An 18,386-nucleotide genomic window follows, 5' to 3' on the forward strand; every position below is an offset into this window, starting at 1 on the left:
ATAGAAATCACGAGAGAACGGTGTTGGGGAGGGCAATGATAAGGGCGCGGGACATACGCTATCGATATCCAGGCTCTTCTCGTGATGCTCTCTCGGGAGTCTCGCTTGATGTGGCATCGGGAGAGCTCGTCGTTTTGCTCGGAGCAAATGGTTCGGGAAAATCGACGCTATCCAGGCTGCTCGCGCGTTCCTTGGAGCTTCAGTGCGGCTCGATTGAGGTTGATGACCGTAATCTTCAGGCTTCGACGCATGACGGTTGCGTTGGATACGTAAGACAGGATCCTGAATCTCAGTTTGTCGCGCCGATTGTCTTTGATGAGGTTGCATTTGGCCCCTGTAATCTCGGACTGCCTGCCGAGGAGGTACGCAAGAGGGTTCACGAGGCGCTTGACGACTGCCGTCTCTTAGGTTTTGGGGACAGGGCTGTTGACACTCTTTCGGGTGGGGAAAAGCAGCGCCTGGCTCTCGCCGGCGTTCTGGCGATGCATCCGCGGTATCTCGTGCTTGATGAAGTGATGTCGCAGCTTGAAGACGCATCGCGATCGAGCCTCCGAGGCGTCTTGAGAGGGCTTACAAAGCGCGGCGTTGGCATATTGCTGGTATCTCATAGCCCCCAAGAGGCCGTGTATGCAGATCGAGTGGTTGTCTTGGAGGCTGGGCGTCTAGTCTGGGAGGGCGCGCCGAATCTGCTATTCGCAGATGAAGGGCGCGCGAGCCGCGTGTTTCCGGGATCTCGTTTGTCGACTGCCTTGGCCATGCTTGTTAAGGATGGGTGCGACTTAACTAGTTATCGAACGGCGTATCAGTTGGCTTCGTTCGCTCGCGAAGCCAGCCGCGGGCATGAGCTGCTTGATTCGCTTCACGTTGGTTCGAAGCGTGCGGCCTCGTGCTCGGATGGCAAGGCGTCCTCTTCTTGTGGCTTGAGCCTGCGGGATATCCAGCTCAAGCTTGGAGGCGCCCAGATTCTTGATGGCGTGAGCCTCGAAATCCCGTCTCGGCATCTGTCTCTTGTCATCGGTCCTTCGGGAGCGGGAAAGTCGACGCTCGCGCGCGTGGCGGCTGGCATTCTTGAGCCTGACGCGGGTTCGGTCACGCTTGCGGGAAAGTCCGTCGTGCGGGGTGCCATTGGCCTTGCCCTCCAGCGACCCGAAGACCAACTATTCCTAAATTCGGTGCTAGAAGATGCTGAATTTGGGCCTGTGAATCTTGGGGCATCACGCGAGGAGGCACGCCGCCGTGCCCAGCGCTCCCTAAAGCTGCTCAAGGTGCCGGAGGACCTCTGGCCGAGGTCTCCATTCCAGCTCTCTGGCGGAGAGAAGCGTCGAGTGGCTATAGCGGGCGTCATTGCCATGAGCCCCGCCGCACTTGTCCTCGATGAGCCCACGGATGGGCTGGACGCGTCATGCAGAACGATCCTAATCAACGCCATGCGCGATCTTGCTGACCAGGGGCGCCCCGTCATTGTGGTGAGCCACGACGTGGGGGAGTGGATGTACGCGGCGGATGACGTCGTGCTTCTCGAAGGGGGCAGAATCCGCTGGAGGGGTACACCTTTGGAGCTCGCCTCGGCGTACGAGGTGCTTGAGCGCTGGGGCGTCGGCGTGCCTCTCGAGCTTGCCATGCTTGGCGAACTCGCGAGGGAGGGCCAAGATGCGCGCTAGCACCTTGCTGGGATCCTACATTCCCGGGCAGACGCCCGTCCACAGCCTAGACGCACGCGTGAAGTTGCTCGCTCTCGTTGCTCTTGGCATTGTCCTCTTTGCGTCGGAAGCGCCGTACGGCTTGGTGATGCCGGCAATTGCGGTGATAGGGGGCGCGTTCTTGGCGGGATTGAGCGCGTGCGACATCCTGAGGGCCTTGAGGCCCTCGGCTCTGCTCCTCGCGTTTGGTCTGCTTGCCTGCGCCTTCGTGGCGGATGGGACGGCCGATATCGTTCTCGTTGGGCAATTCGGCATTAGCTGCCAGGGGGCGGCAAGGGGTCTATTCGCAGCCGTTCGCATTGTGGTGCTCATTGCGGGGTCGCTTGTCATGACGAACACGACTACACCTTCTGAGGTGGCTGACGCTCTCTCTTCGTTGATGGCGCCGTTCGGCATCCTGGGGCTTCCCGTGGGAGACCTTGCGATGCTGACGTCCGTCGCGCTTCGATTCGTACCGCTTGCGGCGGAGGAGCTCGTGCGAATTCGTGATGCCCAGCGCGCGAGGGGCGTCGACTTTGCTGAAGGCAATCCCGTCGTGCGCGTTAGACGGTGGCTCTCCGTGCTCACGCCGCTGGTCGTGGCACTCTTTCGTCGTGCGGAGGACCTTGCGGATGCCATGCGCGAGCGCGGCTACCGTGGCCACGGAAGAACGCGTCTCACACGCTCCCTTCGCCTGACTGATATCGTTGTCCTAGTCATCGTTCTCGCGGCGATACTCGCCGCTTGTATCGCGTAGGAGTTCTATGGAGTCACGATTCGACGTTGCCGAGCCTACCTTCAAGGCCCCCGAGCGCCCTTCGATTGCAGAGAGGGCGGCAGACCCCGCCTCGCTTGATGGCACCCTCGTGCTTCGTCTGGGCTACCGCGGTGCGGAGTTCTCCGGGTTCGCGGCGCAGCCGGGGCGTCGTACGGTTGCGGGCGAGGTCGTGCGCGCCCTCGAGACGCTTCTCCGTAGGCCCGTGGAGCTAACTTGCGCAGGCCGTACGGACGCGGGCGTCCACGCTCTCGCCCAGTATGTGAGCGTGCCCCTGAGCGCCGCGGAGCTTGAGCTTGACGCAAGGCGCCTGTCCCATGGACTCTCCGCCCTGCTCCCGGATGACATATCGCCCTCCCAGCTTTATCGTGCCCCCGCGGGCTTCTCGGCACGCTTTGACGCCCGCTCGCGCAGCTACCGCTATCGCGTTGTTGCCGGCCAGGCTCGACCGGTTCTCGCATGGGACCATGCCTGGTGGCTGCGCTGCCCGCTTGACGCGGATGCGATGGACGAGGCCGCTCAGGCCCTTGTCGGAGAGCATGATTTCAAAAGCTTCTGCAAGGCGACGTCCGCCGAGGGCAAGCCGACGCATCGTTATGTCATGAGCCTTGGCGTTCATGGGGAGGACGAGTGCGGTGAGCGAGTTACCTGCATAGACGTAGTGGGAAACGCTTTCCTCCACTCTATGGTGCGCACGATCACGGGAACCCTCGTTGAGGTGGGGCGAGGCCAGCGTGATGCGGGGTGGGTTGCCAAGGCGCTTGCGGCGTGTGACCGCAAGGCGGCGGGCCCCTGCGCTCCCGCGAAGGGCTTGACCTTCGTAGGGGTAGACTATCCGGAAGAATTGCTCGAACCCTGGGAGTAGCGTCGGGGTTCGGTCGTCATTTGCACGTTGCGCCGCCAGATGGCGAGCTTGATGTGCCGTGCGCGATTTGACGCGCGTCATTTCCTACGCGCGAAAGGAGACGGCTATGTACGAGAGGCCAGATGTCCCCAAGGACAGCCCGCATCGCAACCTCATCGCCGTCATCGTGTTGGTGGTCGTTGTCGTGGCGATCGGCGTGCTCGTGACCACGCTGTGGGACCTCGCAAACGCCAACTCGGTTCTCGGTAGCAATGACCTGGGCAACGCCGTTGAGAGCACGATTCCCGCGGAGGAATCAATCTGGGACCAGGCTGAGGCGACGGGCCTCACTGCCACGGGCGACGAGATCGAGACCGTGCTGTTCGCCGTTGCGTCGGATGATTCCGAGGGCTCGCTTGCCACTGCATACCTCGCGGTACTAAACAACACTCAGGGAACGGCCAAGCTTCTTCAGTTCGCCTCGGATGAGTGGATTCAGGCGGGGGAGGAGAACCTCTCCGTTGCGGATTGGTATGCCCAGAAGGGCGCTGCCGGTCTCGCCTCCGCCATTTCGGGCTCTGCCGTGGTGCCTGTCTCCCACATCGTGGTCATGACGCAGGACGGTTGGGACTCCTTCATGTCAATCGCTTCGAAGGGCAGCTCCGCGCTCCAGAGCCAGTCTCGGAAGCTCATCAAGGGCATAACGCAGACGGATATGGACGCTATGGAGCTTGTCGACATCGCTCAGCGCGCGGTCGCGAACGGCGCTTCTTCCGATTCAATCGCCAGCGTTGCGACGAACGAGGTTACGGATGAAGAGGGCACGACGCGCTTGCAGGTCGACTCCGCGCAGCTCGCGCTTGCCGTAGGCACGCTCGCGTAGGCGGCTCTCGAAGCCAGTTGGGCGGCAGGCCAGCGTCCGGCGCTTGCCTTCAGCAATTATGCAGATTAACTGCGCTCACCGGGCCTCCACAGCCATACGCTCGTTCGATGGTAGTCTCTCGTGTGTGCATACATTGCCAACTCCGCGCGGTGCGCGCGGCATGTTAACGTGCGACAGAAGGGCAAAGATGGCTCACATGGAGAAGAGAGTCCCGAAGGTCTCGGTGATTATACCGGCCTATAACGTGGATCGCTTCATCGGTCGCGCCATCGAGAGCATTCAGAACCAGACGCTCAGGAACTTCGAGCTCATCATTGTGGACGATGGCTCGACTGATCGTACGGGCCAGATTGCTGATCGCCTGGCAGAGCGCGACATCCGCATTGACGTCATCCACACGGAAAACCAGGGCGCTGCCGCAGCGCGCAACGTCGCTCTCGACCGTGCTCGCGGCGAGTTCGTCCACTTCATCGACGGCGACGACTGGGCAGAGCCCACCATGCTTGCCGACCTTGTGAACATTGCCGAGGCGGATAGCCTCGATCTCGTTATCGCCGGCTTCTATATCGAGACCTACTATGGCGATGCCGACCAGCACACCACGGAACTCAAGAGCCAGCCCTCTCGCGTGTATGCGAGCCAGGCGGAGTTCCGCGCCGGTGCGTGGAAGCTCTTTGACCAGAACCTCTTCTATACGCCGTGGAACAAGCTGTTCCGTCGCTCATATCTCGAGCGCATCGGTGCTCGCTTCAAGCCCACCTTCTGGGATGACTTCCCCTTCGTTCTCGATGTCATCCGCGACATCGAGCGCGTTGGTGTGACCGAGCGCGCCTACTACCACTTCATCCGTCTTCGCGCGGAGAGCGAGACGGCTCGCTGGCGTTCCAATATGTACGAGAAGCGCGAGGAGGAGCACGACTGGATGCTCGACCTTTACGAGCACTGGGGCCTTTCCGGCGATCCTGCCAGCACCGAGATGGTGCAGCGCCGCTACATTGAACGCCTCGTTGGCTGCATCGAAAACGTCTGCAACCCCAGTTGCACGCTTTCCTCTGCCGAGAAGCTCCGTCAGGTCGATAAGATGATCAAGAGTGATCGCGCCCAGCTCGCGGTTTCCATCGCAGAGCCGCGCTCGAAGATGATGGGCGTGATGCTCGTGCCCATCCGCCGCAAGGACGCGCGCCTGGCCCTCGCGGAGGGGCGCTTCATCTCCTTCGTGAAGCGTCACAACACGAAGCTCTTCGCGACGCTCAAGGCCAACCGCTAGACGGCGAGCCGTTCTGCGCAGACGAATTGCCGGGCCGAGAAGCCCCGCGAGGCTGGGCGCGCCGGACCAAGAAGCCCCGCGAGCAAAGCGCTCTGATGTCAGGTGCGCGTCCGTTTGATTGCGATGCGAATAAACCGTGGCAGTAAACCCAATAATGTATGCAATATACAGTGAAATGCATAAAGTTACACGTTTATGCAAAATCGCGATAGATGGTTAGACCCTCGCGCTTTCGTAGGTCTATAATGGCGAGTCGTTGCACTCATAGCTTATGAGGGAGATTCGCATGTCATACAAAGTGGGAATCATCGGCGCTGCGGGATTTGCCGGAGCGGAGCTTGTGAGGCTCGTGCTCCAGCACCCCGAGTTCGAGCTTGCCGCCATCACCTCAAACGCCGACGCTGACACTTCGCTCGCTGACGTCTATCCCGCGTTCGCGGGGGCGTCTGACCTCGTGTTCACCACGCACGACGACCCGGCGGTCAAGAGCTGTGACCTCGTCTTCCTCGCCGTGCCGCACACCGCAGCCATGGCTCAGGTCCCGGCGCTACTTGACGCGAGCGTGACCGTGGTCGACCTCTCCGCTGACTATCGTCTGGCCGATAAGGACGTCTACGAGCAGTGGTATGGCGCCAAGCACACCTCGCCGGAGCTCCTCGCCACGCGTTCCTTCGGCCTGCCCGAGCTCTTTGGCGAGGATATCGATCGCGCTCACGAGCTTCACGCCGCTGGCAAGCCGGCCCTCGTGGCCTGCGCTGGCTGCTATCCCACGGCGACCTCCATCGCCTCCGCGCCCGCCATTCGCGCCGGTTGGACCCAGGGTCTCGTCATCGTTGACGCCAAGAGCGGCGTCACCGGTGCCGGTAAGGGCTGCAACGCCAAGACGCACTTCTGCAATGCGGACGAGGACGTCCAGGCATACAACGTTGGCAAGCACCGCCACACGCCCGAGATCGAGCAGATTCTCGGCAAGCCCGGTGAGGTCGTCTTCACGCCCCACCTCGTGCCCATGCGCCGCGGCATCCTCTCGACTGTCTATCTTCAGCTCACGCCCGAGGCGGCGTCTATGAGCGTTGAGGATATGGTCGACTACTACGCCGGCTTCTACGCGGGTCGCCCCTTCGCGCAGGTGCTCCCCGCCGGCAAGCTCCCGCGCACCTCGAGCGTGACGGGCACGAACGTCTGCCAGGTGGGCCTCGCCAAGAACGAGCACACGAACACCCTCGTGGCCATCGGCGCCATCGACAACCTCTGCAAGGGTGCCGCCGGCCAGGCCGTTCAGTGCGCGAATCTCGTCTTCGGCCTTGCCGAGGACACCGGGCTTGCGCGCGTCGGTATGCCCGTCTAACCGTACCAATCCCTTCTTTCGGGCGTGTGCCCGTCGATAGGAGACTTCATGCAAGACAACATCACGACAAAGCTCACGGTTATCGCCGACGGTGGCGTCTCGAGTCCCGCGGGCATCCGCGCGGGTGGCATTCATGCCGGGTTCCGTAAGAAGCCCGGCCGCCTCGACATGGCACTCGTGGAGGTTGACGAGCCGTGCTCCGCTGCCGGCGCCTTCACGACCAACAAGTTCTGCGCTGCCCCGGTGACGGTTTCTCGCGCCCACCTTGGCGCGAGTGGCTGCGCTCCCGTGCGCGCGATCTGCATCAACTCCGGCAACGCCAATGCCGCGACGGGCGAGGAGGGCCTGGAGGTTGCCGAGGCCACCTGCAAGCTCGTGGCGGATACCCTCGACTGCGAGCCGGGTGAGGTTCTCGTGGCGTCTACCGGCGTTATCGGCCAGCTTCTCGAACTCGACCACTTCGAGACGGGCGTGCCCGAGCTTCACGCGCGGATTGCTGCCGCGGGTGACGAGGCGGCTCGCCAGGCCGGTGGCCATGATGCCGCTCGCGCCATCATGACGACCGACACCCACCCAAAGGAGTACGCCGTCTCCTACGAGGCGACGGGTGCCCTCGCTGGCCACACCGTGACCGTTGGAGGTATGTGCAAGGGCTCCGGCATGATCATGCCGAACATGGCCACGATGATCGCCATCATCACGACGGATGCCCCCGTGGCGCCCGAGGCGCTTCACGAGGTGCTTATCGACGTCGTGAAGGCCACGTTCAACAAGGTGACGGTCGACTCGGATACCTCAACCAATGACACCTGCATCGCGCTCGCCACGGGTGAAGCCGCCAAGGACGTCGCTCCCATCGAGCCGGGTACGCCGGAGGCCGCCGAGTTCGCGGTTGCCGTGAATGCCGTTTGCCAGCACCTCGCGCGCGAGATCGCGGCCGATGGCGAGGGTGCTTCGAAGCTCGTGACCGTTACGGTCGCCGGAGCCGCTACCGACGAGGACGCGGACACCTGCGCTCGCGCCATCGCCAACTCGCCGCTCGTGAAGACCGCCATCTATGGTCACGACTGCAACTGGGGCCGCATCGCGATGGCTCTTGGCAAGTGCGGCGTCGAGTTTGACCAGCGCGACGTCGACATCGACATCATGGGTATGCCCGTTTGCCGCGACGGCCTTACCGTCGCCTTCGACGAGGATGAGGCCCTCCGCCGCTTCGAGGAGCCTGAGATCACGATCTGGGCGGACCTCAAGGCCGGTACCTGCGAGACCACAGTCTGGACCTGCGACCTCACCCACGAGTACGTCAAGATCAACGGCGACTACCGCACGTAAACCTGAAAAAGGGACAGTCCCTTTTGCAGGTTCTCGAGGCGGGTTGACAAAGGGACTGTCCCTTTGTCAACTTTGCGCCAATCGTACGAAGCAGGAGACGCGCATGAAGTACGTAACAGACACAAGCCATCGCGCCAAGGACACCGACGAGAGGACCGGTAACGTCCTTTTCGAGGCGCTTCCTTGGATTAAGAACATCACGGGCAAGACCGTCGTCATCAAGTACGGTGGCGCCGCCATGGTCGACGAGAAGCTTCGCGCCGACGTCATGAGCGATATCGTCCTGCTCAAGATCCTGGGCGTGAACGTCGTTATCGTCCACGGTGGCGGCAAGGCCATCAACCGCGCCTTCGAGGCCCTCAACTTCCCCGTGGAGTTCAAGAACGGCCAGCGCGTCACCACGCCCGCGGCGATGGATGTCGTCCGTCAGGTGCTCGTGGGCGAGGTCAACCAGGATTTGGTCGCGGCCATCAACCGCCATGGCAACCTCGCCGTTGGCGTCTCTGGCGCTGACGCCGGCACGATCATGTGCTCGACCCTCGATCCCGAGCTCGGTTGCGTGGGCAAGATCGAGCACGTTGACACCGCCTATCTCGACAGCCTCATCAAGAATGAGTACATCCCCGTGGTCGCCACGGTGGGCGTGGGCGAGGACGGCGGCTACTACAACATCAACGCCGACGTCGCCGCCGGCCACGTGGCCGCTGCCATCGGCGCGCAGAAGATCGTCTACCTCACCGACGTCGATGGCGTCTACGAGGACTTCTCCAACAAGGACTCGCTCATCTCCAACATGAGCCTGCGCGAGATGGAGGAGATGCTCGACTCCGGCATCGTGGACAAGGGCATGATCCCCAAGCTTCAGAGCTGCTGCTTCGCCCTGCGTGCGGGAGTCTTCCGCAGCCACGTCATCAACGGCAAGACTCCGCATTCCCTGCTCATCGAGCTGCTCACCGATAAGGGCATCGGCACGACGATGCACTCCACCGAGGAAGCGCTCGAGTATGACGCGCATCCGCTTGGGACGTTTGCAAGCAGGCTTTCAGTCAATAACCTGTAGTACGAGGCGCGACGCGTTGCTATTGTCGCGGCCGTCGCGCACAAGGGCGTAGCGTCCTCCGCCGTCGAGGCGCGGACAATCGCGTATATGGGCATGGCGTCATAGCTTAAGACGCGTGACGCAGTCCACGAAAGGAGCCCCATGTCTTTCGAAGAGGCCAAGAAGCTAGACGACGCGTACGTGATGCACACGTTCGGCCGCTCGCCGGTCGAGTTCGTGGGTGGCAGAGGTATGCGTCTCACTGATTCGGACGGCAAGGAATATCTCGACTTCCTCGCTGGCATCGCCGTCAACTGCCTGGGTTACGGTCACCCCGCGCTCACGGGTGCCATCCAGGAGCAGGTCGACAAGCTCCTGCACGTCTCGAATTACTTCCAGATCGAGCACAGGGGAGAGGTCGCGCGTCGCATCTCCCAGCTTGCGAATGCCGGTGTGGTCGCGCCCAAGGACGCGAGCCCCGACACGCCGCAGCAGTGGCGCACCTTCTTTGGCAACTCTGGCGCCGAGGCCAACGAGTGCGCCATCAAGCTTGCTCGCCTCTGGGCGAAGCGCGGTGGCAACGGCGGCTTTGACATCGTTTGCCTTAACAAGAGCTTCCACGGCCGCACGATGGAGACCATTGCCGCGACGATGCAGGGCTGGGCTCAGGACCCGTTCCGCCCGCTGCCGGGTGGCTTCATCGGCATCGATGCCAACGACGTCGACGCCCTGCGTGACGTCTTCGCCCAGAAGGGTTCCAGCATCGCCGCGGTGCTCCTCGAGCCCATCCAGGGCGAGTCCGGCGTTCACCCGATGACGCAGGAGTTCATGACCGAGGTGCGCAACCTCACGAGCGAGTATGGCGCTCTCATGATGTGCGATGAGGTCCAGACGGGCCTGTTCCGCACGGGTTGGGCACTCGCCTTCCAGGCCTACGGAATCGTTCCCGATGTGTTCACCCTCGCCAAGGCCATTGCGGGCGGCGTGCCGATGGGCGCCTGCGTTGCCAAGGCGGAGATCAGCGAGGCCTTCCATGCCGGCGACCATGGCTCCACCTTTGGCGGCGGCCCGCTCGCCTGTGCCGCGGCGGACGCCGTGCTGACCGAGCTCACGGAGGGCACCGCTCCCGAGGGCGAGGAGGGCGAGGGCTATCTCGAGCATGTCCGCTCCGTTGGCGAGTACCTGGCGGAGCAGCTCGCTGAGCTGCCGCACGTTGTCGAGGTGCGCGGCAGCGGCCTCATCCAGGGAGCCGAGCTTGAGGCCGGCCTGCCTGATGCCCACGAGTTCGTCGCGCGTGCGCTCGAGGCCGGACTCGTGATCAACGCCACTGGCCCCACGACGCTGCGTCTCCTGCCACCGCTTGTCTGCACGCATGCGGATGTCGACGAGATGTGCGACATCCTTCGCGAGCTTCTCGCCTAGCGGCGACGCACGGTAGCGACGCACGGTGGCGATGCCTAGCGGCGACGCGCGCCGACGGCGCCCGGCGGCAGCGCATCGTGCCGGCACATAACGAATCCGAGGACGGCCCCGCGAGCGCTCGCTTGCGGGGCCGTCCCGTTCTCTAGGCCGCCGGCGTGAAGCCGTATTTCTCATACTCGGACGGGTCGATTTCCTCGAAGGAATCCTCGTCCCTCGCGTCCACCTCGAAGTTGCTTGCAAGCGTGAGCTGCTGGTAGGCGGGGTGTTCTTCGAGGTGATAGGCCTCGTCCATAACGCCGCGGCGGCCTCGTTCGAACAGCCACCACTGCCCAGACGGGGTTTCGAGCAGCGACGAGGCGGGCTTGTTGGCGCGAACGCTGAAGTAGCGTGCGGTCCTCTCGTCCTGGAAGGCGGTGACGAGCTGGCGGTCGCAGTTGCCGATGATCGAGTTCGCGCCGGCTTCGCCGTAGCGCGCCTCGAGTTGGCTCACCGTCTGGCAGACGATCGTGCAGCTGATCTCGCGGCTGCGGATGACGGCGAGGGCGTCGTCGATGCCGGGAAGGTTGAGGTTCGCGAAGTCGTCGAGGACGAGACGCACGGGCATGTCCAGCCTGCCGGACGGATTGGCGTCCGCGGCGTCGCAGAGGCTCGAGATGGCCTGCTTCACGAAGAGGCTCGTGAGCGCGGCAAGGCTGTGGTCGAGGTCGTCCATGGTGACGAACAGGGCGCGGCGCTCGCGCCCGAAGAACGCGAAGTCGACCTGCTCGGGGTTCTGGAATGACCAGATCGCGCCCTTGTGTGAGAGCGGTAGGAGGTTGGCGGCGACGATGCCCGTGATGCTCGAGTGCATCTTCTCGGCGCCCTGCGTGGTCCTGCTGCGCCGGTAGAGCGCCGCGGCGTAGCTGCCGGGCTTCTCGCGTTCGAGGGCCTCGAACAGCTCCCGCTCCTTGCGGTCGCACATCGCCTCGAAGACGCGGATGACGCTCGAGAAGTTGCGGTCGTCGCGAGGCATCGCCTCGAAGACGTAGGCGATGAAGCACGCGAGGTAGTTGGACGCGGCGAGCGGCCAGAAGGGGTCTGTTTCGTGCTGCGAGGTGGGGCAGATCGCGCTGGCGATCGAGATGATGTCCGACTGGACGGGCTCGTCTTGGCACCAGCGGACGTGCGCGAGGGGATCGTAGCCGATCGAGTCGCTACAGGGGCTGGTGAAGTCGAGGCGGTCGACCTTGTAGCCGTTGAGGGCGAGGAACGGCGCCATCTCATGCCAGAGGCGGCCCTTGCCGTCGAGGACGATGTAGGAGCCCTGGCACTGCATGAGGTTGGGCTTCACGTGGTGGCGCGTCTTGGCGCTGCCGGAGCAGCCGAGCACCAGCACGTTGTTGTTGAGCCCGGAGGCCCAGGAGTCCGCGTTGGAGGAGTGGTGGCGCGTGAAGAGCAGCTCGCCGGCATAGGCGGAGCGGGGGTCGTGGCCGCCGGCCACGCCGTCCTTGCGGATGCCGCCGTTGGCGTGGGGGTTGTCGGAGATGTTCGTGTCGTACATGCGGCTCCCTTCTAGAGCGAGGTGATGATGCGGTCGGCGAGGCCGGCGTCGATGGCGGCCTCCGCCTCGAAATAGGTGTCCGACGCGGTGAGTGCGAAGACCTGCTCGAGCGTCATGCCCGTGTGGCGAGAGATGACCTCCGCCGTGATGTCGCGGATGCGCATGAGGTCGTCGGCGCGGGCCTTGACGGACAGGGCGCTGCCGCCGAGGCCTCCGCCGATGAGCGGGTCGTGGATCATGACGCGGCTGTGGGGCAGCATCTCGCGTTCATCGCCCGAGATGAACAGCAGTGCGGCCATGCTTGCCGCCATGCCGAGACAGACGGTGCGGATGGGGTTGCTCACCGCCTGCATGACGTCATAGAGCGCCAGTCCCGACTGAACCTCGCCGCCGGGGCTGTTGATGTAGAGCGTGACGGGGGCGTCTGGATCCTCTCGCTTGAGGAAGAGGAGGTTGCGGATGACGCCGGCGCATGAGCCTGCGTCGACCTGGCTGGTGAGTTCGAGCTCGCGGTTGGCGAGCATCTGGTCACGAACGTCAAAGCGCTCAAGGCCAGACGACGTCTCGCGGACGATCTGGGGGCTGTAGGCAAAGCTGGATTCCATGGGTGTCTCCCTGCTGAGGTCTGGGGCGGCGCGGCTGCGCGGCCTCGAGCGGTATGCGTCATGGCATGCCGCTCATGGTGGCGAGAATCCTTGTATTTGGTTGTTGGGGCGGACCTCGCGTCATCTCAGAGGGGCCGACTTGCCCTTGCTCAACGCGGTTGGGTCAATGATGTGAACCCGAAGCCTTCGTCCGGGTGCTCGCCTTTGGCGGGCAAACGGGAAGACGATTCTATCCCGCTTGTTTCTCGCGGTCAAGCTTATCGCCCGTTCATGACATTAAATATCGGCCTATATGTGCTGGTACAAGGCGCGAAGAGCGTGGCGCTTTGGTGCTAGCATGGGCCAAAAAGACATCGCGACGAGGAGGCAACCATGGGTCGAGAGGATCGTGATCGTGACGAATTCGGCGGACGGAGCGGGCACACGCGCCTCGCGAACGTGCCCGAGGTGGCGGAGACGGGCGACGCGTCGCGCGCGCTCCGTGCGGGCGGCGAGCTCTCGCCCTCTGCGAGGAAGGCCCTCTACGTCGCCCTTCTCGTAATCGTCGCCCTCGTCTTCGCATTTCCCGTGGCTGACGTCATGGGTTCGAAGGAGACGTACCGCGGCAGCATCGAGAAACTCGATGCCAAGGCTCAGACGGTGACGGCGCTCGTTGGTACGACGACGGCGGCCTCCGTCGCCATCTCTGCGATCCCAGGCGACACGGGGATTCCCGTCGCGGACAAGCTGATGGATGTCGCGGCAGACTTCGCAATCGTGCTCGGGGCCATCTACCTCGAGAAATACATGCTAACGATATTTGGTCTCGCCGCTTGTCGCGTGGTGGTGCCGCTTGCGTGCGCGCTCGGCGTCGGCTACGTCCTCGTGCGTGAAGATGTGACGTGGCGTGCGGGCCTGCGTACGTCGGCGGTCAAGCTCGCCCTTCTCGCGCTCGCCCTCACGCTTGTCGTGCCCGCGAGCGTGCAGGTCTCCAACATGATCGAGGATACTTTCGAGCATGACGCCGCCTCCGTTTCTTCCGAGATGGACGCCGAGGGCGCTGCGGGCGCCGGGACTGCGGCTGTGACGACTGAGAGTGCCGACGCGGCGGACAATACTCAGGCGAATGACGGGGCCTCGTCCGCGTCGTCCGACGAGGCACCCGATGCCTCGACCGATCCCATTGGCGCGTTTGCCGCGTGGGCGGGCGGACTCGGCGAGGATATCGGATCTGCGCTCAGCGGGGCCGGCACGGCCTTGAGCTCTGGCGTTACGGGAATCCTCGACACGGCGAAGGGTTGGGTCGCTCGCCTCATAGAGGCATTCGCAGTCATGATCGTGACGAACTGCGTGATACCCGTCGTCGTGCTGCTGTTCTTCGTCTGGATCATCAACGTGCTCATGGGCCTCAACATCGAGCTGCCCGCTCGCCCGGGCGCGAGCCTCCTGCGTCGCCATCGCGCTCGCGGATAGGAGGCGTCGCCACGCGGCTTGGGACGGCCGCTGCGACGCCGGGTGCCGTGGCCATTACTGACGAGGTCGCGGCTGGGAATCCATCCCAAAGGAAAGGGCCGCCCCCGAAATGGGAGCGGCCCATGTGCCTTGCTGCGGTCTATACCAAGGGCGAGACTGCCCCGCTACAGGCTCCCGACGAAGCGTTCGCAGGCGGCACGGCCCTGCTCGTCCCACTTGAAGACGCCAGCGTTCTCGAGCACGTGGCCGAAGACGACGCCGACCTCCTCGTGCAGGATGTCGAGGGCGTTCTCGGGGGTAAGTTCATCGCCGCGGCGCGCGAACACGTCAGCGGCCCAATCGGCGTGGCTCGCGGTGAGCTCGTCCGCGGAAAGGCCTGCCACGTCGCCCGCAAGCAGGTGCTCGCGCACGGCCGCGAGCTCGGGAACGAGGCGCGGCGGAAGGATGGCGAGGCCCATGACCTCGATGAGGCCAATGTTCTCCTTCTTGATGTGGTGGTATTCCGCGTGGGGGTGGAACACGCCCAGCGGATGCTCCGCCGTGGTGATGTTACAACGAAGGGCGAGGTAGACCTCATAGCCTTCGCCACCAACGTTGCCGTCCTTGTCAACGCGGCGGACCACGGGCGTCACGGTGTTATGGCGCGTGCCATCGGGGTCGTTGGCGATGATGCCCACGGACTCGTCGGACCAGGCGCGCCACGCGTCGATGACGTGCGTGGCGGCGTCGAGGAGCTCGTCCCTGCTGGCGCTGCGAAGGCGTAGCACGGAGAGCGGCCAGCGAAGCACGGCGCCGGTGACGCCGGGGAAGCCATCCATCGTGAACTCGCCCGCCACTTCGGCGCGCATCATTGGGAACTCATGGGCGCCGCCCTGGAAGTGGTCGTGCGACAGGATGGAGCCGCCGACGATCGGGAGGTCGGCGTTGGAGCCGATGAAGTAGCCCGGAACGGTGTCGACGAAATCGAGGAGGCAGGAGAGCGCAGTGCGGTCGATGTGCATCGGCCTGTGATGGCAGCTCATCGCGATGCAGTGCTCGTTGAAGTAGGCGTAGGGGGAGTACTGGAGGCCCCAACGCTCGCCGCCAAGCGTGATGGGAATGATGCGCAGGTTCTGGCGTGCGGGGTGCGCGCCGCCCGGGGCGCTCGCGGCGCGACCGGCGTAACCCTCGTTCTCAATGCAGAGCTGGCAGGCGGGGTACTTCTCGCCGGTGTTCTTCGCAGCGCCCGCGGCGGCGATCTCGCGCGGGTCCTTCTCGGGCTTGGAGAGGTTGATCGTAATCTCAAGGCCGCCCCAGTCAGTGGGGGTGACCCACTCGATATTACGGGCGATGGCAGAGCGACGCACGTAGCCGGCATCGCAGCACAGCTGGTAGAACCAGTCGGTGGCAGCTTTGGGCCCCTGCTCGCTGGCGAGGTGTCTGAACTCGGCAGCGACGGCGGCGGGCTTGGGCATGAGGAGCCCCATCACGCGGCATGCGGCGCGGTCGCGTCCGCTTGCCGTGTCGTCTGCCGTACCGTTGGCCACGGCGGCCTCGGCGATGATTGCCAGGGTGGCGTCGAGGTCGAACGCGGCGTCCTCTGCGGGCATGCCTTCGGTAAGGACCCAGTCCACCTCGGGTGCGGGACCCTGGGCGCCGGCGCACTCGAGCACGGCGTTGTAGGACCACACGCGGTCTTCCGCCTGCTCAAGACCATGGGTTACGGAGTAGTCCACGAGCGCCTGGATTGCGTCGCGGAGAGTCGCGTCCTGCTCTACAGCCATGCCGCGAACGCCCCCTCGTCAGAGACCTTGTAGCGACGGCTTGAGCCGGCGCCGAGCCAGTAGTCCATGCGCTCGATGAACTGGTCGACGAGGTCGAGCGGAACGAAGGCCTGGATGGTGCCGCCAAAGCCGCCGCCGTGGATGCGCACGGCTCCGCGGCCGTCCAGGATGTGTTCGGCAAGGCCGAGGGCGTACATGGCGGGCTGCTCGCGGCCAAGCTCGGCTACGACGTTCTGCAGGTACATCGCGGAGCTGGCGCCGCTCGCGCGCGTCAGCGAGAGGAAGGCGTCGATGTCCGTGGACTTAAGTGCCTCCCAGCGGCGGTCGACAAGGTCGTTCTCGTACCAATAGTGGATGCAGCGGAGAACGGCGCGATCGCCAAACTCCTTGCGAAGGGCGGGGACGTCGCGGTCGAAGTCGGCCTTGTCGACCTCGCACAGGCGCGCGTGGCCGAGCTTGGCCGCGATGGCCTGCATCTCACCCGGGACGGCGGCGTAGTCATCGGTGGAGGCCGCGTGGTCCGCGCCGACCTTCACGAGTACCAGGGCATGGCCGTGGTCCTCGAAGTCGAGCTCGAGCTTCTGCGTCTTGGGGTTGGCGGAGTCCTCGAAGTCCATGAAGGCGAGGCCACCCAGGCAGACGGCGGCCTGGTCCATGAGGCCGCAGGGCTTGCCGTAGTAGTTGTTCTCGGTGCGCTGGCTCATCTGCGCGAGGGCGACGGGCTCGGCGGGGGTGACACCCCAGAGGGCCTCCATCGCGCGGCCAAAGGCGCCTTCGACGGCAGCGGAGCTGGAAAGGCCGCCGCCCGAGGGGACGGTGCAGGTCATCGCGAGGTCGAAGCCCGTCGGCGTACCGCCGTTCGCGGCGACCTCGTGGGCCATGCCGCGCACGAGGCTCGCGGTGGTGCCCTTCTCGTCCTCGACGACGTCAAGCGTGTCGAGCTCGACCTCGATGAGGGGGTAGCCCTCGGAGGCGACGCGCACGGTGTTGGTGCCGTTGGGGCGGGCGAGGCCGTCGACCGCCACGTCGAGCGCGGCGGCGATGACGTGGCCGCCCTCGTGGTCCGTGTGGTTGCCCGAAATCTCGGAGCGACCGGGTGCGTGGACGTGGAGGACGCGCCCGTCGCCAACGGGGCCGAATGCGGCCTCGAATAGCTCGGTGAGGTGCGAGAGGAGCTCGGGACAGATGCTGTCGCTCATGGATGGTCCTTTCTCGAGGCGCATGCGCGCCGGTAATTACCTGTTGGAGAAGCGATAGACGATGGTCTGCTCGTAGGGCTGTCCTGGCTTGCAGACGGGGTGCTCCCAGTCTGCGTGATGCATGTTGTCGGGCCAGAACTCGGGCTCGAAGGCGAAGCCGCAACGGGGCGTGTACGTGGCGCCGTCTTTGGCGTCTGTGTCGTCAAGCCAGTTGCCTGTGTAGAGGTGCGCGCCCGGCGTCGTGATTGAGATGTCGAGCACGCGGCCGCTCGCGGGGTCCTCGGCATGAAGCGCATGACGCGGCACGCTCGTGCCGTCATAGCCGTCGACGCAGAGGCAATGGTCATAGCCGCGACCCTGGGCGAGCTGCCCGTCCTCGAGCTCGATGTCGCGGCCGAGCTCCTTGGCCTGCCTGAAGTCAAACGGGGTGCCAGCGACATCGGCGACCTCGCCCAGAGAGACGTTGTCGGAGCGAAGGGGCAGGTAATGGCTGGCGTTCACGCTGACCAGCTGGTTCAAGACGAGGCCGGAGGCGTGGCCGGCGAGGTTCCAATAGGTGTGGTTGGTCATGTTCACAAACGTGGGGGCGTCAGACTCACACCTATAGTGCAGGGTGAGCGCCACGCCATCCTCGGGCGAGGGGGCAAGCGCGTATGTCGCGGTGATCCATCGGTTGCCGGGAAGACCGTAGTCGCCGCTCGCGAGCGTTATGGAGAAGGTGACGGAGGAATCATCCTCCGCGGGCTCGGCGTTCCAGACGCGCTTGTGCAGGCCGCCCGCAAGATCGGTGTGGAGGTTGTTGCGGGAGTCCGGACCGTCGTTCTTGGGCATCTGGTACGTGGCCTCGCCAATGGTGACCTGGCCGAGGTCCGTGCGATTGGCGGAGGGGCCTACGGTCGCGCCGTAGCAGGCGGGGTTGTCGAAGTAGCCGTCGAGCCTGTCGAACCCGAGGATGATATCCTCCGCCGCGCCGTCCCTGTTGGGCACGCTGAGGGAGAGGAGGGTTGCCCCGAAGTCCATGACGCGGGCGGTGACGCCGTCGCAGGAGAGCTCATATGAACTCACGGGGGTGCCGTCCGGGGCTTTCCCAAGGAACTCGATGTTTGCCATGATGCGCCTCTCGCACTCGCATTTACGTGTCCTGACTGCCGTTCGGCGAGTAATCGGGACACTTCACTCGAATAATGTTAACGTACTCATAAGGAATTTACCGAACCAGACCTCATTCCCGCAATCGG

Annotated in this window: 15 protein-coding genes and 1 pseudogene; 11 read left to right on the forward strand and 5 right to left on the reverse strand. The window is 64.2% G+C overall.

The features are described 5' to 3' along the window. Positions 1-35: 35 nt before the first annotated feature. The 10 genes and pseudogenes from ACTQ1Z_RS00235 to ACTQ1Z_RS00280 all read left to right on the forward strand — a co-directional run. Positions 36-695, forward strand: a pseudogene (locus tag ACTQ1Z_RS00235) (energy-coupling factor ABC transporter ATP-binding protein); the annotation flags it as partial. A gap of 111 nt (positions 696-806) precedes the next feature. Beyond that, on the forward strand, positions 807-1,661 hold the full coding sequence (locus tag ACTQ1Z_RS00240; protein WP_320679137.1) for an energy-coupling factor ABC transporter ATP-binding protein: 855 nt from the start codon (positions 807-809) through the stop codon (positions 1,659-1,661). Beyond that, positions 1,651-2,436: an energy-coupling factor transporter transmembrane component T family protein gene (locus ACTQ1Z_RS00245; RefSeq protein WP_441857773.1), complete on the forward strand. Its 786-nt coding sequence runs from the start codon at positions 1,651-1,653 to the stop codon at positions 2,434-2,436. The genes ACTQ1Z_RS00240 and ACTQ1Z_RS00245 overlap by 11 nt, the downstream gene beginning before the upstream one ends. Positions 2,437-2,443: 7 nt before the next feature. Further along, positions 2,444-3,319 (forward strand): tRNA pseudouridine(38-40) synthase TruA, encoded by an 876-nt coding sequence (gene truA / locus ACTQ1Z_RS00250; protein WP_320679141.1) that lies wholly within the window; start codon positions 2,444-2,446, stop codon positions 3,317-3,319. 106 nt (positions 3,320-3,425) lie between these two features. Continuing rightward, on the forward strand, positions 3,426-4,181 hold the full coding sequence (locus ACTQ1Z_RS00255; RefSeq protein ID WP_441857776.1) for a hypothetical protein: 756 nt from the start codon (positions 3,426-3,428) through the stop codon (positions 4,179-4,181). A gap of 196 nt (positions 4,182-4,377) precedes the next feature. After that, positions 4,378-5,448, forward strand: a complete 1,071-nt coding sequence (locus ACTQ1Z_RS00260; protein ID WP_441857779.1) for a glycosyltransferase family 2 protein — start codon at positions 4,378-4,380, stop codon at positions 5,446-5,448. Between the two features lie 286 nt (positions 5,449-5,734). After that, complete coding sequence (argC, locus tag ACTQ1Z_RS00265) at positions 5,735-6,796, forward strand: N-acetyl-gamma-glutamyl-phosphate reductase (RefSeq protein WP_320679144.1); 1,062 nt, start codon at positions 5,735-5,737, stop codon at positions 6,794-6,796. A gap of 48 nt (positions 6,797-6,844) precedes the next feature. After that, positions 6,845-8,128 (forward strand): bifunctional glutamate N-acetyltransferase/amino-acid acetyltransferase ArgJ, encoded by a 1,284-nt coding sequence (argJ, locus tag ACTQ1Z_RS00270; protein ID WP_441857782.1) that lies wholly within the window; start codon positions 6,845-6,847, stop codon positions 8,126-8,128. A 103-nt stretch (positions 8,129-8,231) separates the two neighbouring features. Further along, positions 8,232-9,188, forward strand: a complete 957-nt coding sequence (gene argB, locus ACTQ1Z_RS00275; protein ID WP_441857785.1) for an acetylglutamate kinase — start codon at positions 8,232-8,234, stop codon at positions 9,186-9,188. Between the two features lie 141 nt (positions 9,189-9,329). Further along, a complete protein-coding gene (locus ACTQ1Z_RS00280; RefSeq protein ID WP_320679147.1) occupies positions 9,330-10,589 on the forward strand; it encodes an aminotransferase class III-fold pyridoxal phosphate-dependent enzyme in 1,260 nt (419 codons plus the stop codon). A gap of 142 nt (positions 10,590-10,731) precedes the next feature. On the opposite strand, the gene ACTQ1Z_RS00285 is transcribed toward ACTQ1Z_RS00280, so the two are convergent. Together ACTQ1Z_RS00285 and ACTQ1Z_RS00290 are read right to left on the reverse strand one after the other, a co-directional pair. Further along, positions 10,732-12,129 carry a VirD4-like conjugal transfer protein, CD1115 family gene (locus ACTQ1Z_RS00285; protein ID WP_441857789.1) on the reverse strand — a complete coding sequence of 466 codons (1,398 nt, stop codon included), beginning with the start codon at positions 12,127-12,129 and terminating at the stop codon, positions 10,732-10,734. An 11-nt stretch (positions 12,130-12,140) separates the two neighbouring features. Continuing rightward, positions 12,141-12,734: a ClpP family protease gene (locus ACTQ1Z_RS00290; protein WP_441857792.1), complete on the reverse strand. Its 594-nt coding sequence runs from the start codon at positions 12,732-12,734 to the stop codon at positions 12,141-12,143. Positions 12,735-13,106: 372 nt separating this feature from the next. On the opposite strand from ACTQ1Z_RS00290, the gene ACTQ1Z_RS00295 reads away from it, so the two are divergent. After that, complete coding sequence (locus ACTQ1Z_RS00295) at positions 13,107-14,186, forward strand: hypothetical protein (protein WP_441857795.1); 1,080 nt, start codon at positions 13,107-13,109, stop codon at positions 14,184-14,186. A gap of 164 nt (positions 14,187-14,350) precedes the next feature. Here the strand turns inward: ACTQ1Z_RS00295 and ACTQ1Z_RS00300 are convergent, their stop codons facing one another. The 3 genes from ACTQ1Z_RS00300 to ACTQ1Z_RS00310 are packed head-to-tail and all read right to left on the reverse strand — an operon-like array spanning position 14,351 to position 18,258. After that, positions 14,351-15,949: a UDP-glucose--hexose-1-phosphate uridylyltransferase gene (locus ACTQ1Z_RS00300; RefSeq protein WP_441857798.1), complete on the reverse strand. Its 1,599-nt coding sequence runs from the start codon at positions 15,947-15,949 to the stop codon at positions 14,351-14,353. Then, a complete protein-coding gene (locus ACTQ1Z_RS00305) occupies positions 15,940-17,148 on the reverse strand; it encodes a galactokinase (protein ID WP_320679152.1) in 1,209 nt (402 codons plus the stop codon). Before ACTQ1Z_RS00305 ends, ACTQ1Z_RS00300 begins: the two co-directional genes overlap by 10 nt. Positions 17,149-17,184: 36 nt before the next feature. Then, positions 17,185-18,258 carry an aldose epimerase family protein gene (locus ACTQ1Z_RS00310; RefSeq protein WP_320679153.1) on the reverse strand — a complete coding sequence of 358 codons (1,074 nt, stop codon included), beginning with the start codon at positions 18,256-18,258 and terminating at the stop codon, positions 17,185-17,187. Positions 18,259-18,386: the final 128 nt, after the last annotated feature.

The organism is Parolsenella sp. LCP21S3_E11 (assembly GCF_052118165.1).
Lineage (GTDB): Bacteria > Actinomycetota > Coriobacteriia > Coriobacteriales > Atopobiaceae > Parolsenella.